Origin of the sequence: Cobetia sp. LC6 (assembly GCF_030264805.1) — a bacterium.
In the GTDB taxonomy this organism is placed as follows: Bacteria; Pseudomonadota; Gammaproteobacteria; order Pseudomonadales; family Halomonadaceae; genus Cobetia.
In genome coordinates this window covers 113,260-137,586 of the sequence record NZ_JASSPL010000009.1, presented here as the reverse complement: position 1 = coordinate 137,586, position 24,327 = coordinate 113,260, and the positions used below count along the sequence as shown (strand labels likewise).

Here is a 24,327-nt window from a genome sequence, read left to right as displayed (position 1 = left end):
AAAACGTACAGACCTGAGCCACTGGATCTAAGCGCGCAGACAAAAAAAGGGCCTCCAAGTGGAGGCCCTTTCGGTTTTCCCGTGAGGGAATCTTTGATGCTGTTGGGAGTGATTGATCAGATCACGCCCTTGATGAACAGATTCCCGGAGAAACGTTGCGCGAGCATCGGGAAACGTTGCACTGACTCGTGGGTATCGATGAAACACGAAGCAATGCGGTCATCATGTCGGGCACATTACCCTCACATGCTGACGGGTAACGAACGGCTTTTCCCCCGAACGGGACTGTACTGGCAAGAATAACGGTTGAGGCAGGCGGATGCCAGTCATTTGCGAGCGCTGTTTCCTAATTTTTTCTCGTCACATCCCTGCGGTGAGTTCTGCTGATTCATCGCGCCCTTCACTGCCTGGCAGAACGCTTGCGCAGGCGCCACAGGTGAACCTCCAGCCAGCCGGCTTCCAGGGCCAGCATCAGGTTGCGTTGCATCAGGGAAAAGGCCGGGCCGAAGACCAGTTCCGGCGTCAGGCCGCGGGCGGCCAGCATGGCCGGCGAGGGCGCAGGCGCGTCCTCGCGGTAGGCGATGGGCTGCTCGCCGGTACTCTCGCGCATGCGGCGCGCCTGCCAGCTCAGCACCTGATCGGTCAGCTCGACATGGGCATCGACCTCGAAGCCGCTGCTGGCCATTGCCTCATGCAGCTCCTCGCAACTGGCCAGTTGGTCGCCGCGCGGTGACAGTGCCCACGGCAGTGGCAGGGCAGGACGCTCGCCAAACGCCTGCGCCTGCACGCTGAGCACCGGCTCGTGCAGCAGGAGGTAGCCATCCTGCTCGAGACAGTCATGCCATTGCGTGAGCGTGCTGGCCTTGTCGCTCAGATGCACCAGCAGGTGCTGGCTGAAGAGGCGATCAAAGCGGCGACCCGACAGTGCCGGATGCAACTCGGGGTAGCAGGCGTCGCCCTCCAGCACGCGAATCGACTCGCGCAGTCCGGTGGCCCGGTTGAGGGCGATTGCCAGCTCGCAGAGGCTGCTCGAGAGATCCAGCGTGGTGATGTGATGGTCAGCGCCGGTGTCACGCGACTGGCTGGCAACATGTCGCGCCAGCCCGCCGAGGCCTGCGCCGAGTTCGAGCATCGAAAGCCCCCGCGACTGGGGTTCCAGCCGGGCGAGGGCCAGCAGCTCGCGGGTGCCCGTCACGCCACCCAGGTGCAGTTGGTCCAGCCCGGCCAGTGCCATGACCGGTAGTTCGCCGCTCGGGTGGGCATCGATCAGCGTCTCGAGCGCCTCGTCGAGGGCCGCATGATGATGACTCGCCGCATAGTGGGCGACCTGCTGACGAGCGCTGCTCAGGTGGCGTGTGGCGGGAGTGTCATCCTCCCCCTCACGTGACGTACTCACCTGGCCAGCCCCAGCTCTTGTGTCGCGGCCTCGCGCATCTTGAACTTCTGGATCTTGCCGGTCACGGTCATCGGGAATTCCTCCACGAACTTGATGTAGCGCGGCACCTTGAAGTGAGCGATACGTCCCTGGCAGAACGCCTTGAGCGTCGGTTCATCGAGTTGCTCGCCTTCCTTGAGCTTGACCCATGCCATCACTTCCTCGCCATACCGCTCATCGGGCACGCCGATCACCTGCACATCCGACACCGCAGGGTGGGTGTAGAGGAAGTCCTCGATCTCGCGCGGATAGATGTTCTCGCCCCCGCGGATGATCATGTCCTTAATACGTCCCACGATCGTCACGTAGCCGTCTTCATCCAGCGTCGCGAGGTCGCCGGTATGCATCCAGCGGCCGGCATCGATGGCCTTGGCGGTGGCCTCCGGGTTGTTCCAGTAGCCCAGCATCACGCTGTAACCTCGCGTGCACAGCTCGCCCTTCTCGCCGACTGGCACCACGCGCCCGCTGTCAGGGTCGATGATCTTGATCTCCAGATGCGGATGCAGGGTGCCGACGGTGGAGACACGCTTGTCCAGTGGCGCCTCACGCTTGGTCTGCAAGCTGACCGGGCTGGTCTCTGTCATGCCGTAGGCGATGGTGACCTCGCGCATGTGCATGCGCTCGATGACCTGTCGCATCACCTCGATGGGGCAGATGGAGCCGGCCATGGTGCCGGTGCGCAGGCTGGTGAGGTCGAATTCGGCGAAGCGCGGGTGTTCGAGTTCGGCGATGAACATCGTCGGCACGCCGAACATCGCGGTGGCGCCTTCCTCGCTGACCGCCTGCAGGGTGGCCAGCGGATCGAAGCCCGCTTCCGGATAGACGATGGCGGCGCCGTGGGTCAGGCAGCCCAGATTGCCCATCACCATGCCGAAGCAGTGATAGAGCGGCACCGGCATCACCAGCGTGTCGTGCTCGCTGAGATTCATGCGCTCGGCGACGAAGAAGCCGTTGTTGAGGATGTTGTGATGCGAGAGGGTCGCGCCCTTGGGGGCGCCGGTGGTGCCGGAGGTGTACTGGATGTTGATCGGGTCATCGAAGGTCAGACTGGCCTGCAGCTCCTTGAGTGTCTCGACGCAGACGCTATCGGCTCCGCTGAGCACATCCTGCCAGTTGAGCATGCCGGGCAGGGCATCCTCGGCCTCGAAGCAGATCAGGCGCCTGAGGTCCGGCAGCGCGCCATTGTGGATGCCATCACGACCGCGGGCCTCTTTGGCCTCAGGGAACAGCTCCTCGAGGATCGTCACATAGTCGGACGCCTTGAAGCGAGACTGGAAGATCAGCGTCGCCGCGCCGGATTGCTTGAGGGCGTAGGCCAGTTCATGGCCACGATAGCTCGGGTTGAGATTGACCAGCACCACGCCGATCTTGGCGGTGGCGTACTGGATCAGTGTCCATTCGGCGCGATTGGGCGCCCAGATACCGACGCGGTCGCCGCGCTCGATGCCCATCGCCAGCAGGCCGCGCGCCACGCGCTCGACCTCTGCGTGCAGTTCGGCCCAGGTGTAGCGCAGTCCCTGATGGCGACTGATCAGGGCATCGCGCTCGGGCCAGCGCGCGCAGATGCGATCAAGGCAATCACCGATGGTTTCTCCCATCAGTGGCGTGTCGGAGGTGGCGCTGAGATAGCTGACTGACCGGCTTGCGCGTGTCATTTCGCTGGCAGGCTGGCGTGTGGCGATGGCGTCCTGTGACATGATGCTTTCCTGTGTCCTTGATTGTTATTGGTGAGGCAAGGCTTGTCAGGGGGAGCCGCCTCAGGGAGGCGGTGACGCTGTGTTGTCGTTCTTATCGTTCTTATCGTTTTTGTCGTCTGGTCGTGCTGTCGTGTCGTGAGTCGCTTGGTCAGCGGGCGACGCGCTGCTCTCCGGCAGCCTGCTGTCGCCCGCACTCGCGAGGCGCTGGTCTCTCCCGGGGTGAATGTTCTCCTGATGGGCAGTTTTCCATGGACAGTCTAGTAGCTGTCACTTGTATGGCTGTTATTTATATAACTGTCAGTTATATAGCTGTTGCTGGCGCGAGTGGGGCTTGGCGTTATGGACTCCAATCAGCTCTCGCTGTCGCCAGCCAGGCGGGCGAGGGCTTCGCGGGCACGTGTCTCGACGTCATCCAGCTCGCGTTGCATGGCGGTGAGATCGCGCAGCTGACGCTCAAGGCCCTCGCGCTTTTCGCTCAGAATGCCAAGCAGGCGCGTGAGCTGTTTCTCGCCACCGCCGTCGGCGGCGTCGTAGAGGTCGACCACTTCACGAATCTCGGCCAGCGAGAAGCCCAGTCGCTTGCCGCGCAAGGTCAGCTTGAGACGCACGCGGTCCTTGTCGCGATAGACGCGTGTCTGACCGCGTCGCTCCGGGTGCAGCAGTCCTTCCTGCTCGTAGAAGCGGATGGTGCGCGTGGTCACGTCGAAATGCCGTGCCAGCTCGCCGATGCTCCAGGTGCGCTGGGTCGGACGGATGGCATCGCTGGTGCTGGTGGTGCTCAGCAGGGACTCCGTACCGGCGTCGTGCCTCGTGCCATCAGGCGTTGCTCGGGATCTGGGGTCAGGACTCGGGGTCATCATCGTATCTGTCATGGGCGCTGCCGCTCCGGATGCTGTGCGCGCCAGGGAGAGGGGAGTGCTCCCTGGCGCAGTGGGTGCCAGCGGCGTCTGGCCGTGAATTTTCTACAGACTAGCATTGTTTACGTTAACGTAAAGGGGAATAGTATTTGCAGCCAACCAAGCAGATGCTAGGTTGAGTCAGATCACAGTCTCGGCTTGCCGGGTTCTGCAGGACGGCCCGGTTCTGCGAAACGGGTCTGCCTGATGACTTCGACTCTGTTGACACACTGTCTTCCTCCCAATAACAACAGCCACAGGAATGCCACGCCATGTCATCGACATCTCTCACGCCCTCTACCGGTTCACTGGATCTGCTGTCACGCCTGCGCGCCGTCGTCGCCGGTGACGGCGCGCCGCTGGTGCTGCCACAGCTGATCAATGGTCAGTTTGTCGAAAGTCGCGCCGATCAGCACCTGAGCGTCACCAACCCGGCCACCAACGGCGAGATCGCCCGCGTGCCCCTGTCACCGCTGAGTGAGCTGGATGAGGCGCTGGACCACGCCGAACAGGCCTTCCAGCGCTGGCGCAACACGCCGGTGCCGACCCGCGCCCGTCTGATGCTCAGCTATCAGCATCTGCTCAAGCAGCATCATGACGAGCTGGCCGAGATCATTTCCCACGAGCTAGGCAAGACCTTCGAGGACGCCAAGGGTGATGTGTGGCGCGGCATCGAGGTGGTCGAGCATGCCGCCAACATCCCCAGCCTGCTGATGGGCGAGACGGTGGAGAATGTCGCCACCGGCATCGACAGCTATTCCGTGACCCAATCGCTTGGGGTTTGCCTGGGGATCACGCCGTTCAACTTCCCCGCCATGATACCGCTGTGGATGTTCCCGCTGTCCATCGCCTGTGGCAATGCCTTCGTGCTCAAGCCCTCCGAGCAGGTGCCGCTGACCACGCTACGGCTGGCGGAGCTGTTCATGGAGGCGGGGGCTCCCGAGGGCATATTGACCGTGGTGCAGGGCGGGCGCGATCAGGTCAATCATCTGCTCGCCCACGAGATTCCGCGCACCGTCAGCTTCGTCGGCTCGGTGCCTGTGGGGCAGCACATCTATCGCACCGCTACCGACAACCTCAAGCGCGCCCAGTGCTTCGCCGGAGCCAAGAATCACATGGTGATCATGCCGGACGCTCCGGCGGACCAGGTAGTGAATGCGCTGGTCGGTGCCAGTGTCGGCGCGGCGGGTCAGCGCTGCATGGCGATTTCGGTGGCGGTCTTCGTCGGTGATTCGAAGGCCTTGATCGAGCGGGTGCGCGATGCGCTGGCCGAGGTGCGCCCGGGCGCCTGGGATGACAAGGGCGCCAGCTACGGGCCGCTGATCTCGCCGCAGGCGCTGGAGCGCGTGACCGGCTGGATCCAGCAGGGCGAGCAGGAAGGTGCCGAGCTGCTGCTGGATGGCCGCGGTGTCTCGGTGGCGGGCTACCCCGACGGCAACTGGCTGGGGCCGTGTCTGTTCTCCAGGGTGACGCCGGAGATGGTGCTCTATCGCGAGGAAATCTTCGGACCGGTGCTGTGCTGCATGGAGGCGGCGGACCTGTCCGAGGCCATCGAGCTGATCAACAACAACCCCTACGGCAACGGCACCTCCATCTTCACGCGCTCCGGCGGCGCGGCGCGGCGCTTCCAGAACGAGATCGCGGTCGGTCAGGTCGGCATCAACGTGCCGATTCCAGTGCCGCTGCCGTTCTTCTCCTTCACCGGCTGGCGCGGCAGCTTCTTCGGCGACCTGCATGCCTATGGCAAGCAGGCGGTGCGCTTCTATACCGAGACCAAGACGGTGACGGCGCGCTGGTTTGATGACGCGCCGGCGGAGGGCAATCAGCCCAACTTCTCTATTCAAATGCGCTGAGCCGCTTTGACAGGCCCGGGCGGTAGACCCGGGCCTACAGAACAAGGACAACAGGAGGCAGCTGCATGAACTTTTCGCTGACCGATGACCAGCGTGCCCTCCAGGAGGGGGCGCGTGCCTTCGCGGATGCCGAGCTTGCCCCGCATGCCGCCGAGTGGGACGCCACGGCCCACTTCCCCATCGAGACACTTCGCAAGGCGGGCGAGGCCGGCTTCATGGGGCTTTACGTCCCCGAGGAGCACGGCGGCCTTGGCCTGCCGCGCCTCGACAGCTCCATCATTCTCGAGCAGCTGGCGACTGGCTGCATCTCGACCACCGCCTACATCACCATCCACAACATGGTGGGATGGATGATCGCCAGTTTCGCCACACAGAGCTGCCGCGAGCAGTGGGTGCCGGCGATGGTGGCGGGCGACAAGCTCGGCTCCTACTGCCTGACCGAGCCGGGCAGCGGCAGTGATGCCGCCAGCCTGCGTACCCGCGCCGAGCGTGAGGGCGATGACTACTATCTGAGTGGCTCCAAGATGTTCATCTCCGGTGCCGGCGCCACGGACGTGCTGGTGGTGATGGCGCGCACCGGCGAGCCGGACAGCGGCGCGGCGGGTATCTCGGCCTTCGTGGTGCCGGCTGACGCCGAAGGCATCAGCTACGGCAAGAAAGAAGACAAGATGGGCTGGAACAGCCAGCCGACCCGGCTGGTGAGCTTCGATCGTGTGCGGGTCCCGGCGGCCAATCGTCTGGGCGAGGAGGGCGAGGGCTTCCGCTTCGCGATGAAGGCGCTGGATGGTGGTCGCATCAACATCGCCACCTGCTCACTGGGGGCGGCCCAGAAGGCGCTGGAGCTGTCGCGGGATTATCTCGGCGAGCGCAAGCAGTTCGGGCGCGAGCTGGCCCAGTTCCAGGCTCTGCAGTTCAAGCTGGCCGACATGGTCACCGAACTGACCGCGGCGCGCACCCTGGTGCGGCTGGCGGCCTTCAAGCTCGATGAGGGCGACGCCGAGGCCAGCGCTCACTGTGCGATGGCCAAACGCTTCGCCACCGACATGGGTTTCGAGGTCTGCAATCAGGCACTCCAGCTGCATGGCGGCTACGGTTATATCCGCGAGTACCCGTTGGAGCGGCTGGTGCGTGACACCCGTGTGCACCAGATTCTGGAAGGCACCAACGAGATCATGCGTCTGATCATCGCGCGCCGTCTTCTGACCCCGGGCATGATCGAGTCGCTGGCGTAACGCCACCTCCACTTCATTTGTCATTGGTTACCATCTTTCAGGGAGTTACATGATGTCATCCAGTCAAGGGCCATGCCTCGTTCTCGAGAAGGATCGTCATATCGCCCGGGTCACCATCAACAACCCGCCGGCCAACACCTGGACGGAAGCTTCCTTGATCGAGCTGGAGCAGCTGCTCGACGAGCTGGAGGGCGATGGCAGCATAAGTGCCGTGGTGATCACCGGTGAGGGGGACAAGTTCTTCTCTGCCGGTGCCGATCTCAAGACCTTCGCCGATGGTGACAAGGGCGTCGCCGCCACCATGGCGCGCCGCTTCGGGCTGGCCTTCGAGCGGCTCGCCAACTTCCCGGGCGTGACGATCGCCGCCGTCAATGGCTACGCGATGGGCGGCGGGCTCGAGTGCGCGCTGGCCTGTGACATGCGTATCGTCGAGCGTCAGGCCCGGCTGGCGCTGCCGGAGGCCAAGGTGGGGCTGTTGCCGTGCGCGGGCGGCACCCAGCACCTGCCGTGGCTGGTTGGCGAAGGTTGGGCCAAGCGCATGATCCTGTGTGGTGAACAGGTGGACGCCGAGACCGCCGGTCGCATCGGGCTGGCCGAAGAGGTGGTCGAGACCGGCGAGAGCCTCGAGCGCGCGCTGGCGATCGCCGAGAGCGTCGCCAACCAGAGTCCGAGCGCAGTGGCACGTTGCAAGGCGTTGATCATGTCGTCGCGCCATCGCGGCATGAGCGATGGCCTGCGCATGGAGCGCGAGCTGTTCGTCGAGCTGTTCGATGACCCCAACCAGAAGGAAGGCGTGAGTGCCTTCCTCGAGAAGCGCGCCCCGCAATGGGTCTCGCGTCAGGAAGAGGCGAAGGAAGGAGGGCGCTCATGAGCCAGATAGAAGGTGTCACCGCCAGGGCCGCGACCGAGGTCGAGGCGCCTGTGGTGTTCGAGACGCGTCGCGCCCGCGACGGCAAGCAGCTGGGCATCGTGCGTCTGAACGCGCCGCGCTCGCTGAATGCGCTGTCGCTGGCCATGATCGAGCGCATCGAGGCGCAGCTGGATGTCTGGGAGCTGGACAGCAGCATCGCCATGGTGTGGCTGGAAGGTGCCGGCGAGCGTGCGCTGTGTGCCGGTGGCGATATCGTGGCGCTCTATCAGGCGATGACCACGGCGCCTGCCAGTGAAGGCGAAGACCCCCTCGAGGCGCTGGATGATTTCTTCGCCACCCGGTATTTCACTGCCGAATATCGGCTCGATCACCGGCTGCATACCTTCCCCAAGCCGCTGCTGGTGTGGGGGGGCGGCATCGTGATGGGTGGCGGCATGGGGCTGTTCGCCGGCGGCTGTGAGCGCGTGGTCACCGAGAGTTCGCGACTGGCGATGCCGGAAGTCAGCATCGGCCTGTACCCGGATGTCGGTGCCAGCTGGCTGCTCAACCGCCTGCCGCGTGGCATCGGAGAATATCTCGGCGTGACCGGCGCACAGCTGAATGCCCGCGATGCGCTGGATCTGGGGCTTGCGACACGCCTGATTCCCGATGAGCAACGCGAGGCGCTCAAGCAGGCGCTGTGCGAGGGGGAATTCGGTCGTCACCCGTCGCGTCATCTGAGCCAGGTGCTGAGCGAGTTCGAGCGCCGCGAACTGGCACCGCCGGGGCACGTGCTGCCGCTCTTCGATCACATTCAGCAGCTGGTCGCCGGGCGCGAAGTGCTGCAGGCCTGCCAGCGGATCCTCGATGACCCCCAGGCGCGCAGTGACTGCAACGCGTGGCTGAACGCCAACCGCGAGCGTCTGCTGGCCGGCTGCCCCAGCTCACCGCATCTGGTATTTCGCATGCTGGGGCGCCATCGCCACTCCTCGCTGGCGGAAGCCTTCCGCGACGAGCTGACCCTGTCGGTGCGCTGCTGCATGGGCACCGAGCTTGCCGAAGGGGTGCGCGCCCTGCTGATCGACAAGGACAAGCAGCCGCAGTGGGCCTATGCCTCGATCGCCCAGGTCTCCGAGGAATACATCGATGGCTTCTTCGCACCGCTATGGGAAGAGGATGAGCATCCGCTGATGGACCTCTGAGCGCGCTTTTCAGCAAAGGCGGCAGGCGCAGACTTGCTGCTGTACGCCAATGACAACAAGAATCTGTTCACAAGGAAGCATTGCCATGACATCCATCGGTTTCATCGGACTCGGCAACATGGGCGGGCCCATGGCGCACAATCTGGTCAAGGCTGGCCATGCGGTAAGGGTCTTCGATCTGGTCGAGTCGGCCATGAGCGAACTGGTCGAGGCGGGCGCCACCCGCGCGGCATCTCCCGGCGAGGTCGCTGAGGGGGCCGAGGTATTGATCAGCATGCTGCCGGCCGGCCAGCACGTGCGAAAGCTCTATCTGGGTGACAAGGAAGACGGGGCGGGGGGGCTTCTGGCCACGCTCGACGCCTCGGTACTGGTGATCGACGCCTCGACCATCGCGCCGGATGATGCCCGTCTGGTCGCGCGCCACGCCGCCGAGCGTGGCATCACCTTCATGGATGCCCCGGTGTCCGGCGGGGTCGGTGGTGCGCGTGCCGGCACGCTGAGCTTCATCGTCGGCGGCGAGGCCGACGGCTATGCGCGTGCCATGCCGCTGCTGGAAGTGATGGGCAAGAATCTGTTCCATGCAGGCCCGGCCGGCAGCGGTCAGGTCGCCAAGATCTGCAACAACATGCTGCTGGGTATCCTGATGAGCGGAACCGCCGAGGCGCTGGCGCTGGGGGTCAAGAACGGGCTGGACCCGGCCGTGCTCTCGGAGGTGATGAAGCAGTCATCCGGCGGCAACTGGGCGCTCAACGTCTACAATCCCTGGCCCGGGGTGATGGAGGCGGCGCCGGCCTCCAATGACTATCAGGGTGGTTTCCTGGTCGACCTGATGGCCAAGGATCTTGGCCTTGCCTGGGAGATGGCGCTGGGCTCGAAATCGGCGGTGCCAATGGGCTCCCAGGCGCGTAATCTGTTCGTCCAGCATGCCGCCCAGGGCGCAGGGCGCCTCGATTTCTCGAGCATCCAGCGCTTCTATCGCTGTGGCGAGGCGGAGGCGTGAACTGTCACGTCGCCAGTCGCTGACAGGCATCCCAGGACAACATCATCTGCAAGGAGCACCCCATGATTCGACCGGTCAGTGAGCTGGTGGCAGCCGCCGAGACGGAGATCGAGACCCTGTCGCCCCGTGAGCTGCGCGAGGCGCTGGAAAAGGCCCGCGCTGGCGGCACGCCTCTGGCGCTGGTGGACATCCGCGATGTGCGTGAGCTGGAGCGGGAAGGGCGCATCCCCGGCGCCATCCACGCGCCGCGCGGCATGCTGGAATTCTGGGTCGACCCGGCCTCGCCCTATCACCGTGCCGACTTCGCGCGCGAAGGGCGCTATGTGCTGTTCTGTGCCGGCGGGCTACGCTCGGCACTGGCCACCAAGTCGCTCAAGGACATGGGCTTCGGGCCGGTGGCCCATCTGGGTGGCGGCTTCGCGGCCTGGCGTGAGGCGGGGGGAGAGGTCGTCTCGCCCTTCATGCAGGGCAACTGATGCCGCGCGGGGAGGCTCGGCGCGATCCAGCGTTGCCCCTCACCTGACACGCTGATGCTTTACACTGTTCGACCCCGCTGGCGCCTCGCCGGTCGGGGTCGTTTTCTGTCCGGAGCCTGTATGCCTGACCCTGCTACCCCTGTCACCCCCAAACATGCCTCGTCTCGGCGTGGTACGCGTGATCTGCTGCGTGACCCGATTGCCTCGACGCTGGCCCGCATGACGGGGCCGGTGATCGGCGGCATCGTCACCATGATGCTGTTCAACCTGGTGGACGCCTGGTTCATCGCCCAGCTGGGCACCGCGGAGCTGGCGGCGGTGACCATGACCTTCCCGGTCACCTTCGGCGTGATCAGCATCGCCATCGGGCTGTCCATCGGCACCACCGCAGTGGTGGGGCGTCGGTTGGGACGAGGCGAGCTCGAGACCGTCAAGGCGCGCACCACGGATTCCAGTCTGCTGGGGCTGCTGCTGGGGCTGGTGATGCTGGTGTCGGGGCTTGCCAGCATCGAGCCGCTGTTCGGGCTGCTGGGAGCCGATGACACCCTGATGCCGCATATCCGCGACTACATGCAGGTGTGGTATTTCGGCGCGCCCTTCGTGTTGCTGCCGCGTGTGCTGGGCAGCGTGCTGCGCGCCGAGGGCAATACGCTGGTGCCTTCGCTGGTGATGGCGGCGGCGGGTGTACTCAATGCGCTGCTCGACCCGCTGCTGATCTTCGGTATCGGTGGCTGGCAGGGCATGGGCGTGGCGGGTGCGGCGCTGGCCACGGTGCTGTCGTGGCTTGCGATGACGCTGGGCTTGCTGGCATTGCCACTACTGCGCGCGCGGCTCGATTTTCGTCACCTGAGCGTGATGCGGCTGGTGACGTCATGGCGCGAGATCGGGGCGATCGGTCTGCCTGCCGCGTTGACCAGCGTGATGACGCCGATTGCCACCGCGTTGGTCACACGTATCGTCAGTCAGCATGGCCACGCAGCGGTGGCGGCTTACGGTATCGGCTCACGCATCGAGTCGCTGGCCCTGATTCTGGTGCTGGCGCTGTCCATGACGCTGTCGCCCTTCATCAGCCAGAACGATGGTGCCGGGCAGCAGAAGCGCGTGTGGCGCGCCATCCATGGCGTGCTGGCCTTCATTCTCGTCTGGCAGCTGGTCGTCTGGTTGGGACTCGGGCTGGGCGGCGAGTGGATCGCGGCGCGTTTCGCCGAGAGTCAGGAGGTCGCGGGGCTGGTCAGTACCTATCTGTGGCTGATTCCCGCCGCACTCGGGGCCCAGGGTGTGATCATTCTCGCCAATTCCAGCCTCAATGCGCTGCACAAGCCACGCCGCGCGATGATGCTCTCGCTGGTGCGTCTGTTCGCCTTGCTGGTGCCGCTGGCCTGGCTGGGCGGCGCTCTGTATGGCGTGATCGGCATCTTTGCCGGGGTAGCGACAAGTTACCTGTTGATGGGTGGCATCAGTTATCTGGCGCTGCGTTCGGTCCTCAGGCAGCGGGCCTGAGCCTGGTATCGAGAAGCCGCTGTCGTGACGAAAAAGCCGCCGTACCCTCTCGGGTCACGGCGGCTTTTTCATGCCTGGCTTTCAGCGCCTCAGGCGGCTGTTTTCCAGTGCCTCAGGCGGTTGTTTTCCAGTGCCTTAAGCGTCTTCATACTTGCACAGATAGGCGGACTCGACCGTGGTGCGCACCTCGAAGCTCTGGTTGGCTTCGACGATGAAGCTTTCGCCGGCGGCGAGCTGATACCACTCTTCCGCGCCCGGCAGCAGTACCTGTATGTCGCCGCTGATCAGGGTCATGTATTCGCGTTGACTGGTGGAAAACACGAATTCGCCGATGGCCATCACGCCGACCGTGGCAGGAAGGTCTGCGCTCTGGAAGGCGATGGAGGCCACCTGGCCGTCGAAGTAGTGGTTGGTGTTGAACATGGGAGGACTTCCTGGGTGAGTAGCGCTGTTGTTGTGGTCGATGTCTGTCGTCGTGGCCGACGTGTGTCGTGTTGTTCGATTAGTGATGACCTGGCGTCGAGGTCAGCGCGGTGAGAAGCGGCGCGCCAGGCCGGTCTCGGCGATCATGCGCGTGGAGATCTCTTCGATCGAGAAGCGCGTGGTATCGATGTAGGGCACCTTGGAGCGGCGGAAGAGTGCCTCGGTCTGCTCGACTTCCTGCAGACACTGGTCGATCGAGCAGTAGCGGCTGTTGGGGCGACGCTCGGTACGGATGGCGGCCAGACGGCGCGGGTCGATGGTCAGCCCGAACAGCTTGTGACGATATTGCGCCAGTGAGGCGGGCATCTTGAGGGTGCCGGACTCGTCCAGGTCATCCTCGGTCAGTGGATAGTTGGCCGCGCGGATACCGAACTGCAGCGCCAGATACAGCGAGGTTGGCGTCTTGCCGCAGCGTGAGACGCCGATGAGGATGACGTCGGCCTTGTCGTATTGATGCGTGCGCGCGCCATCATCGTTGTCGAGGGCGAAATGCACCGAATCGATGCGATTCATGTAGACATCGTCCTGCCCGATGGAGTGGGTCTTGCCGACGCTGTAGGACGAGTGGGTGTCCAGTTCCTCTTCCAGCGGCTTGAGGAAGGTCGAGAAGATGTCGACCTTGAAACCGGAGGACTCGGAGATGATGTCGCGGATGTTCTGGTCGACGATGGTGTCGATGATGATTGGGCGCTCGCCGTCGTTGGCATGTGCGCTCTCGATGGCCTTGACCAGTGCCGTCGCCTTTTCGGCCGAATCGATGTAGGGCTTGGTCACCATGCGGATGTCGGTATTCTCGAACTGGGCGAGCAGACTGCGTCCCAGTGTCTCGGCGGTGATGCCGGTGCCATCGGAAATGAAGAAGGCGGTTCGGGTCATGACGGGCACTCGTGAAGAACGAATCGAAGACACCAGCCTGCTCAGGCTGTTGCCCCGTGAAGACCCCAAGTGTCGGCGTTCACTGTCGCGCTTGCAATAACCGGCACAGGGCCAGTGGCGCGATATGAGAAATCCCGTGTTCCCGTTCTCCACCAAAGCGCCTCACGACTACATTCCTGTAGCGGCCATCTCTGGCTTGTCGACATGTTCGCCGACGATGGGGGCAGAACGTCTGGAACAGGCTCAGGGTTGTAGCCCTCCTCCACTGACTAGCCGGTTAGACCAATGGCTAATGCTAGAGAGAGCTTGTTAGGGTGGCGTCATTGCTGAACGGAAGGCGGTTCATCGTCCTCCATCGGTCACTCGTTTCCATCCATTGGTACCAGGGGGTTCCCTTGTCACAGCAAGCCACATCCGAATACGTCGTCGATTTCGATCAGCTCGGCATGAACGATGTTGATCGCGTTGGCGGCAAGAACGCCTCGCTCGGTGAGATGATCTCCAATCTGGCCGATGCCGGTGTCACCGTGCCCGGCGGCTTTGCGACCACCTCCTATGCCTATCGCGAGTTTCTGGCTCACGAAGGCCTCGACAAGCGTATCAATGCCGCCCTCGATGCCCTCGATGTCGATGACGTGGTCGAGCTGGCGCGCGTCGGTGCCGAGATTCGTCAGTGGATCATCGATACGCCGCTGCCGCCGGCCTTCGAGACCGAGATGGAGCGTGCCTATGCCGAGCTTCAGGCCAGGCACCCGAACCTGAAGGTCGCCGTGCGTTCTTCCGCCACCGCGGAAGATCTGCCCGACGCCTCCTTCGCCGGTCAGCAGGAAACCTTCCTCAACATCGAAGGCTTCGACAACATCAAGCGTGCGGTTCATGAGGTGTTCGCGTCACTGTTCAACGACCGCGCCATCTCTTACCGCGTGCACAAGGGCTTCGATCACTCACTGGTCGCGCTGTCTGCCGGCGTACAGAAGATGGTGCGCTCCGAGACGGCCGCTTCCGGCGTGATGTTCACCCTGGACACCGAATCCGGCTACCGCGACGCCGTCTTCGTCACCGGCTCCTGGGGCCTGGGCGAGACCGTGGTGCAGGGCGCGGTCAATCCTGACGAGTTCTACGTCCACAAGAGCACGTTGGCCGCCGGCCGCCCGGCGGTACTGCGCCGCAACCTGGGCTCCAAGCTGATCAAGATGGTCTACACCGACGACACCAGTGCGGGCCGTTCCGTCGAGACCGTCGACGTGCCGGTGCCGGACCGCCACCGTTTCTGCATCAGCGATGCCGATGTCGAGGCACTGGCGCGCCAGGCCATGATCATCGAGAAGCACTACCAGCGTCCGATGGACATCGAATGGGCGCGTGATGGTGACGACGGCAAGCTCTACATCGTTCAGGCGCGCCCGGAAACGGTCGTCAGCCAGGAAGAGGGCGGCAACCTCGAGCGCTTCCAGCTGCGCGAGAAGGGCCGCACTCTGGTCACCGGACGTGCCATCGGCCAGCGTATCGGCCAGGGTGCGGTGCGCGTGATCGACAACCCGGAGCAGATGGACAAGGTGCAGGTCGGCGACGTGCTGGTCACCGACATGACCGATCCGGACTGGGAGCCGGTCATGAAGCGCGCCTCCGCCATCGTCACCAACCGTGGTGGACGTACCTGCCACGCGGCGATCATCGCGCGTGAGCTGGGTATCCCGGCCGTGGTCGGCTGTGGCGACGCGACCTCGGTGCTCGCCGAAGGCCGCGAAGTGACGGTCTCCTGCGCCGAAGGCGATACCGGCCACGTCTATGACGGTATCCTCAACTTCGATCGCACCGTCACCAGCGTCAACGAGATGCCGGAGATTCCGTTCAAGATCATGATGAACGTCGGCAACCCGGACCGCGCCTTCAGCTTCTCGCGTCTGCCGAATGCCGGCGTGGGCCTGGCGCGTCTCGAGTTCATCATCAACCGCATGATCGGCGTGCACCCCAAGGCGCTGCTCGACTACGCCACCCTGCCCATCGATCTGCAGCAGACCATCGATGCGCGCACTGCAGGCTACGCAAGTCCGGTCGACTTCTACGTCGACAAGCTGGTCGAGGGCATCTCCACCCTGGCGGCCGCCTTCCACCCCCAGAAGGTCATCGTGCGCATGTCGGACTTCAAGTCCAACGAGTACGAGAATCTGATCGGCGGCAAGATGTACGAGCCGGGCGAAGAGAACCCGATGCTGGGCTTCCGTGGCGCCTCGCGCTACGTGTCCGACACCTTCCGTGACTGCTTCGATCTGGAGTGCCGTGCTCTCAAGCGCGTGCGTGACGAGATGGGGCTGACCAACGTCGAGATCATGGTGCCCTTCGTGCGTACCACCGGCGAGGCGGAGCAGGTCATCAAGCTGCTGGGCGAGAATGGTCTGGTACGTGGTAAGAACGGCCTGCGCGTCATCATGATGTGCGAGCTGCCGACCAACGCGCTGCTGGCGGATCAGTTCCTCGAGCACTTCGATGGCTTCTCCATCGGTTCCAACGACCTGACCCAGCTGACCCTGGGGCTGGATCGCGACTCCGGCATCGTCGCTCACCTCTTCGATGAGCGTAACCCGGCGGTCAAGCAGCTGATGTCGATGGCGATCCGTGCCTGCAAGGCGCAGGGCAAGTATGTCGGCATCTGTGGTCAGGGGCCGTCGGATCATCCGGAGCTGGCCAAATGGCTGATGGAAGAGGGCATCGACAGCGTCTCTCTCAACCCGGATTCCGTGCTGGAAACCTGGTTCATGCTGGCGGACAAGGAGCTGGTATGACCCAGACTCTCCACGACGGTGACCTGACACGCTGAGGCGCAGACGGTCGTTGTCACCCAGGGCGCCCATCGCACTCGACGTGCGGTGGGCGCTTTTCGTTTCGTGCCTGAAACCTGAAAGATTGGTCAGCTCAAACATTAGACCAATGGGGGAGAGTGCGGCCCAAAGACGTCAGTTAGTAACAAATAGCAACAAAACGATCTCGATTGCGCGACTAAAGGATTATCCTTCTGCCTTATGTAAAAAAGGCAGTCATTTATAATCCCAGCCACCCTGCTGACCACAATATTCATGGTGCTTATGAATCCAAGGTAACCATGAGTCCAAGGTGACCATGAGTCCATGGTGACCATGACGGCAGGCCTCACCGGTAGCCAGCAGCGCGGTGGCACGCAACAACCGACCTTTCAGACACAATCCAAGGTAGTCGTAACGTGAAACAGTCTTTATGGAAAAACATCGGCGTCCAGGTCGTCATCGCCATGATCCTGGGTGCCGGTGTCGGGGCTTACATGGGCGAAGACGCCTCGATGTTCGCGCCACTGGGTGAGCTGTTCATTCACCTGATCAAGATGCTGGTCGTGCCGCTGATCGCGGTCTCCATCGTGTCGGGAGCCGCCAATCTGGGTGACAGCCCTTCCGCCGGCAAGATCGGTATCTCCACCTTCGCCTTCTTCATGCTGACCTCTGCCGTGGCCGTGATGCTGGCGCTGGTGATGGGGCATGTCTTCCAGCCGGGCAGCGGAGTGGACCTGGAAAGCGCCAAGGGCATGTTCTCCAATGCCTACGCTGACAAGGGCAGCGTGCCAGGCGTGATGGACACCATTCTTGGCATGGTGCCGACCAATATCTTCGGTGCACTCACCGATGCCAATATCCTGCAGATTCTGGTGTTCTGCCTGTTCCTCGGCATTGGCCTGTCCAAGACCGGTGAGCGTGGCAAGCCGCTGATCGAAGGCCTGAACACCGTCATCGAAGCCTTCGTGTGGATGATCAACGTGGTGATGCTGATCGCGCCGATCGGCGTCTTCGGCCTGATGGCGGACGCCGTCGGCACCTTCGGCTTCGATGTACTGACGCTGGTGATGAAGCTGTTCCTCGTCTATATGGGCGCCATCCTCATCTACGGCTTCGTGTTCTACCCGCTGGTGGTCAAGTTCGGCTCTGACGTGCCGCTGGGTCGTTTCATGTCCGCGATGAAGAAGCCACAGGCCGTCGCGCTGTCCACGGCGTCCTCCATGGCGACCCTGCCGGTCACCATGGAAGTCTGCGAGAAGGAACTGGGCCTCAAGAATGCCACCTCTGCCTTCGTGCTGCCGCTGGGCGCGACCATCAACATGAGCGGCAATGCCATCTATTACGGGCTGGTGGCGATGTTCTTCGGCCAGGTCTTCAATGTCGATCTCGGATTCTCCGCCTACGCCGCCATCGTGTTCACCGCGACTCTGGGTGCTATCGGCCAGGCCGGTGTACCGGGGCCGTCGTTCTTGGTGGTCGCCGTGCTGCTGGCCGCCGGTATCCCCATCGAAGGCCTGCCGCTGCTGTTCGCGCTGGATCGTATCTTCGACATGACGCGTACCGCGCTCAACATCACTGGTGACGCTGCCTGCGCCGCCGTGGTGGATCGCTTCGCGCGTGCCGATGATGCGGCTGCGGCCTCTCAGGCCAGTGCTCAAGCTGGTTCACAGGCCGCTGAGCCCGCCAGCACTCGCTGAGTCCGCGACTCTGGACGCGAAACGCCCCCGCAACCAGCCTGGTTGCGGGGGCGTTTTCATTGCGGCGCGCACAGCGGCGCGAGACGGCGACTCAGGGAGTCGGCTGGGTACGGATCAGCGCTTCCTTGGCGGTGATGACACCGTTGTTGTCGGCGTAGAGGTAGTCGCCCGGCACGATGGTGACGCCGGCGAAGGTGACCGGGATATCGCGCTGGCCTTCGCCGCGCTTGATGCTGGGGCGCGGGTAGCAGCCCAGGGCCTGCACGCCGAGGTTGGTGGCGTGGATCTCATCCACATCGCGGATGCAGCCATACATGATCACGCCGGCCCAGCCACTCTTGGCAGCCTGTTCGGCGAGCATGTCGCCCAACATCGCACAGCGCATCGAGCCGCCGGCATCGACGACCAGGACGCGGCCTGCGCCGGGCTCCGCGACGGCTTCCTTGACCAGCGAGTTGTCCTCGAAGCACTTGATGGTCACGACTTCGCCGCCGAAGGACTCGACGCCGCCGTAATTGATGAACAGTGGCTCGAGCACCTGCACGTCGGGGAACTCATCGCAGAGGTCGGGGGTGGAGATGGGATGCGTCATGTCAGATTCCTTGTGCTGGGCGGCCGAGGCGGGCCGCTTGAGGGACGGAGCGCTATGATTGCTGCAATGCCACAACCCCGAGAATGCCCGATACGCCAGGGCTTTGCATCTCTACCAAGGCCTGGCGGCAAAGTGACACCAGCGCCTCGACAGGCTAGCTGGTAGGCAAGCGGCCTGGCGGCTGGATGAAATGGTAATCAACTGAGCTGGTGATCAGCCGAACTGGTCGCAAAAGGGCAGCGGCAGGCGGATGTTGCCGGCTTGCGACGTCACAAGTAGTCAAAACGCCACTCTTGAAACACTGTTCTATATCTACCACGATGCCTCTTCAACCCATGACAGGCGCGGTCTCGCCATCAGTGTCTGGCAGGCAGCTGCCTGTGCCGCCCATTGGATCAAGGAGCAATACATGAGCAAGTCACGTCTTCTGGCCGCCCCGTTGGCTACCGTTTCCTTCGCCGCTCTCGCTCTGGCGCTCAGTGGTCATGCTCAGGCGGCTGGCAATGCCAGCGAAGGGCTCTACATCGGTGCCGGTACCGGCTTCTCCAGCCTTGAGAACGATGATTCCGATGAAGCCGGTGACTTCATCGAGTCCGGCAGCGATGACTTCGATGTGGATGATGACGACAACGTCTACAAGGCCTTCGTGGGATATCAGTACAATCCGTACTTCGCCACTGAGGCCTTCTATACCGACCTGGGCACCGTCCAGCTCAAGGGCAATGACTTCAGCAATACCGAGCTCGAGTCCAAGGCCTACGGTGTGAACGTGGTGGGTATCCTGCCCATCGGTCAGTACTTCTCGCTGTTCGCCAAGGCGGGGATGGCCAAGTGGGAAACCGATGTCGATGGCAATCTGGGCAATTCCAGCGTCGACCTGAAGGACAACGACGGCTTTGATCCGGTCTATGGCGCCGGCGCACAGGTCAATCTGGACCCGTTCCTGATCCGTGCCGAGTACGAGCGGTATGACTTCGACAGTGATTATCAGGTGGATGCCTTCACCGCCTCGGTCGGCTACAAGTTCTGAGGTAGGGCCCTTGCATCCGCTAAGCTTGTCGCAGGCATGAAAAAAACGGGCCGTCCCTTGAGGGGCGGCCCGTTTCGTTGTCTGGCATGACGCCAGTTGCATGATGCCAATGCTGCTGTCAGAGGGGAGCCATGCAGGGGGGGGCAGCATGACTCCCCGCCTGATCAGGCTTCCTGGGTGACCGGAATCACGTTGGAAGCGGCGTTCTGGAACTCTTCGATCTCATGGAAGTTCAGGTAGCGATAGATCTCGCCCGCCATGGCATCGAATTCGCCCATGTAGCCCTGATATTCCTCGACAGTCGGCAGACGACCGACCACGGCCGCGATGGCCGCAAGCTCGGCAGAGGCCAGGAAGACGTTGGCGCCGTCGCCCAGACGGTTCGGGAAGTTACGCGTGGAGGTGGACACCACGGTGGACTTGGCGGCCACACGTGCCTGGTTACCCATGCACAGTGAGCAGCCCGGCATTTCCATGCGCGCGCCGGCACGGCCGTAGATGCCGTAGTAGCCTTCTTCGGTCAGCTGGTGCTGGTCCATCTTGGTCGGCGGAGCCAGCCACAGCTTGGTCTTCAGGCTACCGGCCGGCTGCTTCTCGAGCAGCTTGCCTGCGGCACGGAAGTGACCGATGTTGGTCATGCACGAGCCGATGAAGACTTCGTCGATCTTCTGACCGGCGACGTCGGACAGCAGGCGGGCATCGTCGGGATCGTTCGGCGCACACAGCACCGGCTGATCGATCTCGGAGAGGTCGATCTCGATGATCTCGGCGTATTCCGCGTCCTTGTCGGCACGCATCTGGCTCGGATTGGCCAGCCACTCTTCCATGCCCGCGATACGACGCTCGATGGTACGGGCATCGCCGTAACCGTTGGCGATCATCCACTTGAGCAGGGTGATGTTGGACTTCAGGTACTCGGTCACGCTCTCGTCGGACAGCGTGATGGTACAACCGGCGGCGGAACGCTCGGCAGAGGCGTCGGACAGCTCGAAGGCCTGTTCGGCCGTCAGATCTTCCAGACCTTCGATTTCCAGAATGCGGCCAGAGAAGGCGTTCTTCTTGTTGGCCTTGTCGACGGTCAGCAGGCCCTGCTTGATGGCGTACAGCGGGATGGCGTGGACCAGGTCACGCAGTGTGATGCCCGGACGACGTTCGCCCTTGAAGCGCACCAGGATGGATTCCGGCATGTCCAGCGGCATCACGCCAGTGGCGGCGGCGAAGGCCACCAGGCCAGAACCCGCCGGGAAGGAGATACCCATCGGGAAGCGGGTGTGGGAATCACCACCGGTGCCGACGGTGTCCGGCAGCAGCATGCGGTTCAGCCACGAGTGGATGATGCCGTCGCCCGGACGCAGGGAGACGCCGCCGCGGTTCATGATGAAGTCGGGCAGTGTGTGGTGAGTCTCGACGTCGACCGGCTTCGGGTAGGCAGCGGTGTGGCAGAAGGACTGCATCACCAGGTCGGCCTGGAAACCGAGACATGCCAGATCCTTCAGCTCGTCGCGGGTCATCGGGCCAGTGGTGTCCTGGGAGCCGACGGTGGTCATCTTCGGCTCGCAGTACATGCCCGGACGCACGCCTTCCAGGTTGCAGGCCTTGCCGACCATCTTCTGTGCGAGGGTGAAGCCCTTGCCGGTGTCCTTCGGCTGCTCAGGCAGGCGGAAGACGTCAGACGGCTCCAGGCCCAGCTCGGTACGCGCCTTGTCGGTCAGACCGCGACCGATGATCAGCGGGATACGGCCGCCAGCACGCACTTCATCCAGCAGGACCTGAGTCTTGAGGGAGAAGGTGGAGATGACTTCATCGGTGTCGTGACGGCAGACCTTGCCTTCGTACGGGTAGATGTCGATGACATCGCCCATGGCCATCTTCTCGACGTCCATCTCGATGGGCAGGGCGCCTGCATCTTCCATGGTGTTGAAGAAGATCGGGGCAATCTTGCTGCCGATGCAGAAACCGCCGGCGCGCTTGTTGGGCACGAACGGGATGTCGTCGCCGAAGAACCACAGCACGGAGTTGGTGGCGGACTTGCGTGAGGAACCGGTGCCGACCACGTCACCGACGTAGGCGACCGGGAAGCCCTTGGCCTTCACTTCCTCGATCTGGGCCAGCGGGCCGACAACGCCATCTTCCTGCGGGTTGATGCCTTCACGCGGGTTCTTGAGCATCGCGTTGGCGTGCAGCGGGATGTCCGGGCGTGACCAGGCGTCAGGCGCCGGAGACAGGTCATCGGTGTTGGTCTCGCCCGGCACCTTGAAGACGGCCAGCGAGATCTTCTCGGCCAGCGCCGGCTTGGACAGGAACCATTCGGCGTCGGCCCAGGACTGCAGCACGGCTTGGGCGACGGCGTTGCCGGCCTTGGCGCGGTCAGCGACGTCGTGGAAGGCGTCGAACATCAGCAGGGTGTGCTTGAGCTGTTCGCCGGCTTCCTTGGCCAGGCTTTCGTCGTCCAGCAGCTCGACCAGCGTGGCGATGTTGTAGCCGCCCTGCATGGTGCCGAGCAGTTTGACGGCATGTGTCTTGTCGATCAGCGGAGAAGCGGCTTCGCCACGTACGATGGCGGTCAGGAAGCCAGCCTTGACGTAAGCGGCTTCATCAACGCCCGGGGGAATGCGATTGGTGAACAGATCGAGGATGAACTCTTCTTCACCGGCCTGCGGATTCTTGAGCAGTTCGACCAGTTCTGCGGTCTGCTCGGCAGTCAGCGGCTTTGCCGGGATGCCCTGCTGGGCGCGTTCTTCAACCTGTTGACGGTAGGCTTCAAGCACGTGGGAGACCCTCATCTGTAATCGTGTCGAAATGCGCGGGCCAGTCGTCTTGAAGACGCAGGGCGGGGCACCTCGAGGCTTCTTGCGGGTAATTCAAGCGTCTTATTGCGAGCGAATCAGGCGCTACGGGGCGAATGCGAGTCTACTCAACTTTGTCGACAATGTTAAGGAGCGCTCAGTGACGGGGGCTGAGACTTTGGTCGCCCATTACGACGTAACATTCTGATATTGCTTCTGATTGTCAGGAAATCACGTTGAGTAAACACGATAAGGCTACCCTGATGACCCCCAGCGAGTGCTCACCATTCGAGATAAAGAGTCACCCGCGCAGGACATGGAGAGTCAGCCGGCCGGTAAAGGGCAGCCGACATGATGCAGGAAGCGAGGCAATAAGAGGGAGAGAATCAGGGAAGAGGCTTCAGAGGGAGCGCCGGGGCAATGGCAGGGCGCGATGAATGACGTGAGGAGTGGCGCAGCGCGGCGCTGACGAGATGCCCTTTTGGCACCGATGGCGCGATGCTGTCGGCTCTCGGGTACGCACGGTATGATGGGGCTACCCCGAATCACACTTTCCGCCTCCCCCGAGGGCAACATGAGCCGTATTCTTTCTCCTTGCGTAGGTGTCTGCTCCACTACGGTCGGCGATAGCGTCTGTCGCGGCTGCCAGCGTCATGATCATGAGATCCTTGCCTGGTTCGGTTATGACAGTGACCAGCGTGCCCAACGCATGCTGGAACTGGACGAGCTGCGCAGCCAGGTCGCTGCCCGTTGGCTGCGTGTCGCCGATGACACCAGACTGGCCGAGCAGCTGACACGCCATCGTATCCGTTTTCGTGCCGATCAATCGGCGCTGTCACGCGCCGTTGAGCTGCTGCGCGTCGGGCGCACCCGCATCAAGGACCTGTCGGCGTATGGCATCGCGCCACTGGCCCATGTGCGAGAACTTGAGCCCGAACAGCTTTTTGCCCGAATAAACGATGAAATCATGGTGGAAGCGGCAAAGCGTGCCGATAATGATATGAACTCCGTCGTTGAGGTGTCTCCTGTCAGTCAGCAGCAGACGCAAGCGAACGAGGCAAAAGACTGACGTGATGATGAATTCAATGACCGACGTGACCGAGCGCAATGTTATTGCGCCTGAGCAGAGCAAGCAGCATGATGATGTTCATGCTGGGCAGCATGGCGAGAGTGAGGCTGGGGCGCGCGTGATCGCAGCGTCGCATGGGCCAAGCGATGAAGATACCGATGCCTTGCTGCCGGTGTCGCTGCTGGCCTTTCTGCCCTGCAGGACGCCCCTGAGCTGGGTTGAGGCGGCGCTTGAGAACCCGGAGCTGTTGCTGATCGACCATGCGCAGTGCGAGAAGAAAGCCGCCTCTACCGCCATGAGCCTGATGTACCGTTACGTGAACCGGCCACTGCTGTTGACCAAGATGTCACAGCTGGCGCGCGAGGAGCTGCTGCACTTCGAGCAGGTGGTCGGGCTGATGGAGAAGCGGGGCATCGTCTATCGGCATATCAAGGCCTCGCGCTATGCCGAAGGCCTGCGTCAGCAGGTCAGGGGCGAAGACCCGCAACGCCTGGTGGACATCCTGCTGATCGGCGCCCTGATAGAGGCAAGGTCGTGTGAGCGCTTCGCGCGCCTGATCCCGTATCTGGAACCAGAGCTTGCAAAGTTCTATCGCACTTTGGTTAAGTCAGAAGGACGTCACTATGAGGATTACCTCATGTTGGCAGAGCAATATACCAATGAACCACTGGGGCCCCGTCTCGCGGTGCTGCGTGAAGTGGAACGAGAGCTGATCGAAACCCCCGACGCTGTCTTCCGCTTCCACAGTGGTCAGCCGAGCGCATGACGGGCAGCGCGCGCCTCGGCCATGATGGGGCGGGACGCGATGGGGCAAGGCACGAGAGGCCAAGGCAAGGATAAAGGACAGGGGAT

Annotated in this window: 19 protein-coding genes; 12 read left to right on the top strand and 7 right to left on the bottom strand. The window is 63.0% G+C overall.

Translation table 11 applies throughout. The features are described 5' to 3' along the window. Nucleotides 1–400 precede the first annotated feature (400 nt). From QQF40_RS11985 to QQF40_RS11975, 3 genes are all read right to left on the bottom strand, one after another. Nucleotides 401–1,396: an SAM-dependent methyltransferase gene (locus QQF40_RS11985; protein ID WP_175088599.1), complete on the bottom strand. Its 996-nt coding sequence runs from the start codon at nt 1,394–1,396 to the stop codon at nt 401–403. After that, a complete protein-coding gene (locus tag QQF40_RS11980) occupies nt 1,393–3,090 on the bottom strand; it encodes an AMP-binding protein (protein WP_285461486.1) in 1,698 nt (565 codons plus the stop codon). Before QQF40_RS11980 ends, QQF40_RS11985 begins: the two co-directional genes overlap by 4 nt. Nucleotides 3,091–3,482: 392 nt before the next feature. Then, nucleotides 3,483–4,004, bottom strand: coding sequence for a MerR family transcriptional regulator (locus QQF40_RS11975; protein WP_348994677.1), 522 nt, complete (start codon nt 4,002–4,004; stop codon nt 3,483–3,485). Between the two features lie 296 nt (nt 4,005–4,300). Here QQF40_RS11975 and QQF40_RS11970 point away from each other — a divergent pair, with 296 nt between their 5' ends. The 7 genes from QQF40_RS11970 to QQF40_RS11940 all read left to right on the top strand — a co-directional run bounded on the left by QQF40_RS11970 (nt 4,301) and on the right by QQF40_RS11940 (nt 12,141). Then, nucleotides 4,301–5,881: a CoA-acylating methylmalonate-semialdehyde dehydrogenase gene (locus tag QQF40_RS11970; RefSeq protein ID WP_285461462.1), complete on the top strand. Its 1,581-nt coding sequence runs from the start codon at nt 4,301–4,303 to the stop codon at nt 5,879–5,881. Nucleotides 5,882–5,946: 65 nt separating this feature from the next. Then, nucleotides 5,947–7,113, top strand: coding sequence for an acyl-CoA dehydrogenase family protein (locus QQF40_RS11965; RefSeq protein ID WP_285461461.1), 1,167 nt, complete (start codon nt 5,947–5,949; stop codon nt 7,111–7,113). Between the two features lie 52 nt (nt 7,114–7,165). Further along, nucleotides 7,166–7,984, top strand: a complete 819-nt coding sequence (locus QQF40_RS11960) for an enoyl-CoA hydratase (RefSeq protein WP_285461460.1) — start codon at nt 7,166–7,168, stop codon at nt 7,982–7,984. Beyond that, a complete protein-coding gene (locus QQF40_RS11955) occupies nt 7,981–9,165 on the top strand; it encodes an enoyl-CoA hydratase/isomerase family protein (protein ID WP_285461459.1) in 1,185 nt (394 codons plus the stop codon). Before QQF40_RS11960 ends, QQF40_RS11955 begins: the two co-directional genes overlap by 4 nt. An 85-nt stretch (nt 9,166–9,250) precedes the next feature. Then, complete coding sequence (gene mmsB / locus QQF40_RS11950; protein ID WP_285461458.1) at nt 9,251–10,165, top strand: 3-hydroxyisobutyrate dehydrogenase; 915 nt, start codon at nt 9,251–9,253, stop codon at nt 10,163–10,165. 62 nt (nt 10,166–10,227) lie between these two features. Continuing rightward, on the top strand, nt 10,228–10,641 hold the full coding sequence (locus tag QQF40_RS11945) for a rhodanese-like domain-containing protein (protein ID WP_285461457.1): 414 nt from the start codon (nt 10,228–10,230) through the stop codon (nt 10,639–10,641). Between the two features lie 120 nt (nt 10,642–10,761). Further along, nucleotides 10,762–12,141: an MATE family efflux transporter gene (locus QQF40_RS11940; protein ID WP_285461456.1), complete on the top strand. Its 1,380-nt coding sequence runs from the start codon at nt 10,762–10,764 to the stop codon at nt 12,139–12,141. Between the two features lie 135 nt (nt 12,142–12,276). Here QQF40_RS11940 and ppnP read toward each other — a convergent pair whose 3' ends face one another. Both ppnP and ppsR read right to left on the bottom strand, forming a co-directional pair. Further along, entirely contained in the window at nt 12,277–12,564 is a 288-nt protein-coding gene (gene ppnP, locus QQF40_RS11935) for a pyrimidine/purine nucleoside phosphorylase (protein ID WP_285461455.1), read from the bottom strand. Nucleotides 12,565–12,666: 102 nt separating this feature from the next. Then, complete coding sequence (gene ppsR / locus QQF40_RS11930; RefSeq protein ID WP_043331317.1) at nt 12,667–13,500, bottom strand: posphoenolpyruvate synthetase regulatory kinase/phosphorylase PpsR; 834 nt, start codon at nt 13,498–13,500, stop codon at nt 12,667–12,669. Nucleotides 13,501–13,895: 395 nt separating this feature from the next. Between ppsR and ppsA the strand changes: the two genes are divergently transcribed. Beyond that, nucleotides 13,896–16,283: a phosphoenolpyruvate synthase gene (ppsA, locus tag QQF40_RS11925; RefSeq protein WP_285461454.1), complete on the top strand. Its 2,388-nt coding sequence runs from the start codon at nt 13,896–13,898 to the stop codon at nt 16,281–16,283. 434 nt (nt 16,284–16,717) lie between these two features. Then, on the top strand, nt 16,718–17,998 hold the full coding sequence (locus QQF40_RS11920) for a dicarboxylate/amino acid:cation symporter (protein ID WP_285461453.1): 1,281 nt from the start codon (nt 16,718–16,720) through the stop codon (nt 17,996–17,998). A gap of 91 nt (nt 17,999–18,089) precedes the next feature. On the opposite strand, the gene rraA is transcribed toward QQF40_RS11920, so the two are convergent. Then, a complete protein-coding gene (gene rraA / locus QQF40_RS11915) occupies nt 18,090–18,590 on the bottom strand; it encodes a ribonuclease E activity regulator RraA (protein WP_043331314.1) in 501 nt (166 codons plus the stop codon). A 409-nt stretch (nt 18,591–18,999) separates the two neighbouring features. Between rraA and QQF40_RS11910 the strand changes: the two genes are divergently transcribed. Continuing rightward, nucleotides 19,000–19,620, top strand: a complete 621-nt coding sequence (locus QQF40_RS11910) for a porin family protein (protein ID WP_284892873.1) — start codon at nt 19,000–19,002, stop codon at nt 19,618–19,620. A gap of 164 nt (nt 19,621–19,784) precedes the next feature. On the opposite strand, the gene acnB is transcribed toward QQF40_RS11910, so the two are convergent. Then, a complete protein-coding gene (gene acnB / locus QQF40_RS11905; protein ID WP_285461485.1) occupies nt 19,785–22,388 on the bottom strand; it encodes a bifunctional aconitate hydratase 2/2-methylisocitrate dehydratase in 2,604 nt (867 codons plus the stop codon). A 508-nt stretch (nt 22,389–22,896) separates the two neighbouring features. On the opposite strand from acnB, the gene QQF40_RS11900 reads away from it, so the two are divergent. Together QQF40_RS11900 and QQF40_RS11895 are read left to right on the top strand one after the other, a co-directional pair. Continuing rightward, nucleotides 22,897–23,475 (top strand): DUF1289 domain-containing protein, encoded by a 579-nt coding sequence (locus QQF40_RS11900; RefSeq protein WP_352230736.1) that lies wholly within the window; start codon nt 22,897–22,899, stop codon nt 23,473–23,475. A 4-nt stretch (nt 23,476–23,479) separates the two neighbouring features. Beyond that, nucleotides 23,480–24,241, top strand: a complete 762-nt coding sequence (locus QQF40_RS11895; RefSeq protein WP_285461452.1) for a MiaE family protein — start codon at nt 23,480–23,482, stop codon at nt 24,239–24,241. Nucleotides 24,242–24,327 lie beyond the last annotated feature (86 nt).

Coding starts and splice junctions, on each gene's coding strand:
- QQF40_RS11980 (WP_285461486.1), bottom strand. CDS start 3,090: ATGACACGCGCAAGCCGGTCAGTCAGCTATCTCAGCGCCACCTCCGAC.
- QQF40_RS11975 (WP_348994677.1), bottom strand. CDS start 4,004: ATGACAGATACGATGATGACCCCGAGTCCTGACCCCAGATCCCGAGCA.
- QQF40_RS11970 (WP_285461462.1), top strand. CDS start 4,301: ATGTCATCGACATCTCTCACGCCCTCTACCGGTTCACTGGATCTGCTG.
- QQF40_RS11965 (WP_285461461.1), top strand. CDS start 5,947: ATGAACTTTTCGCTGACCGATGACCAGCGTGCCCTCCAGGAGGGGGCG.
- QQF40_RS11960 (WP_285461460.1), top strand. CDS start 7,166: ATGTCATCCAGTCAAGGGCCATGCCTCGTTCTCGAGAAGGATCGTCAT.
- QQF40_RS11955 (WP_285461459.1), top strand. CDS start 7,981: ATGAGCCAGATAGAAGGTGTCACCGCCAGGGCCGCGACCGAGGTCGAG.
- mmsB (WP_285461458.1), top strand. CDS start 9,251: ATGACATCCATCGGTTTCATCGGACTCGGCAACATGGGCGGGCCCATG.
- QQF40_RS11945 (WP_285461457.1), top strand. CDS start 10,228: ATGATTCGACCGGTCAGTGAGCTGGTGGCAGCCGCCGAGACGGAGATC.
- QQF40_RS11940 (WP_285461456.1), top strand. CDS start 10,762: ATGCCTGACCCTGCTACCCCTGTCACCCCCAAACATGCCTCGTCTCGG.
- ppnP (WP_285461455.1), bottom strand. CDS start 12,564: ATGTTCAACACCAACCACTACTTCGACGGCCAGGTGGCCTCCATCGCC.
- ppsR (WP_043331317.1), bottom strand. CDS start 13,500: ATGACCCGAACCGCCTTCTTCATTTCCGATGGCACCGGCATCACCGCC.
- rraA (WP_043331314.1), bottom strand. CDS start 18,590: ATGACGCATCCCATCTCCACCCCCGACCTCTGCGATGAGTTCCCCGAC.
- QQF40_RS11910 (WP_284892873.1), top strand. CDS start 19,000: ATGAGCAAGTCACGTCTTCTGGCCGCCCCGTTGGCTACCGTTTCCTTC.
- QQF40_RS11900 (WP_352230736.1), top strand. CDS start 22,897: ATGGCGCGATGCTGTCGGCTCTCGGGTACGCACGGTATGATGGGGCTA.
- QQF40_RS11895 (WP_285461452.1), top strand. CDS start 23,480: ATGATGAATTCAATGACCGACGTGACCGAGCGCAATGTTATTGCGCCT.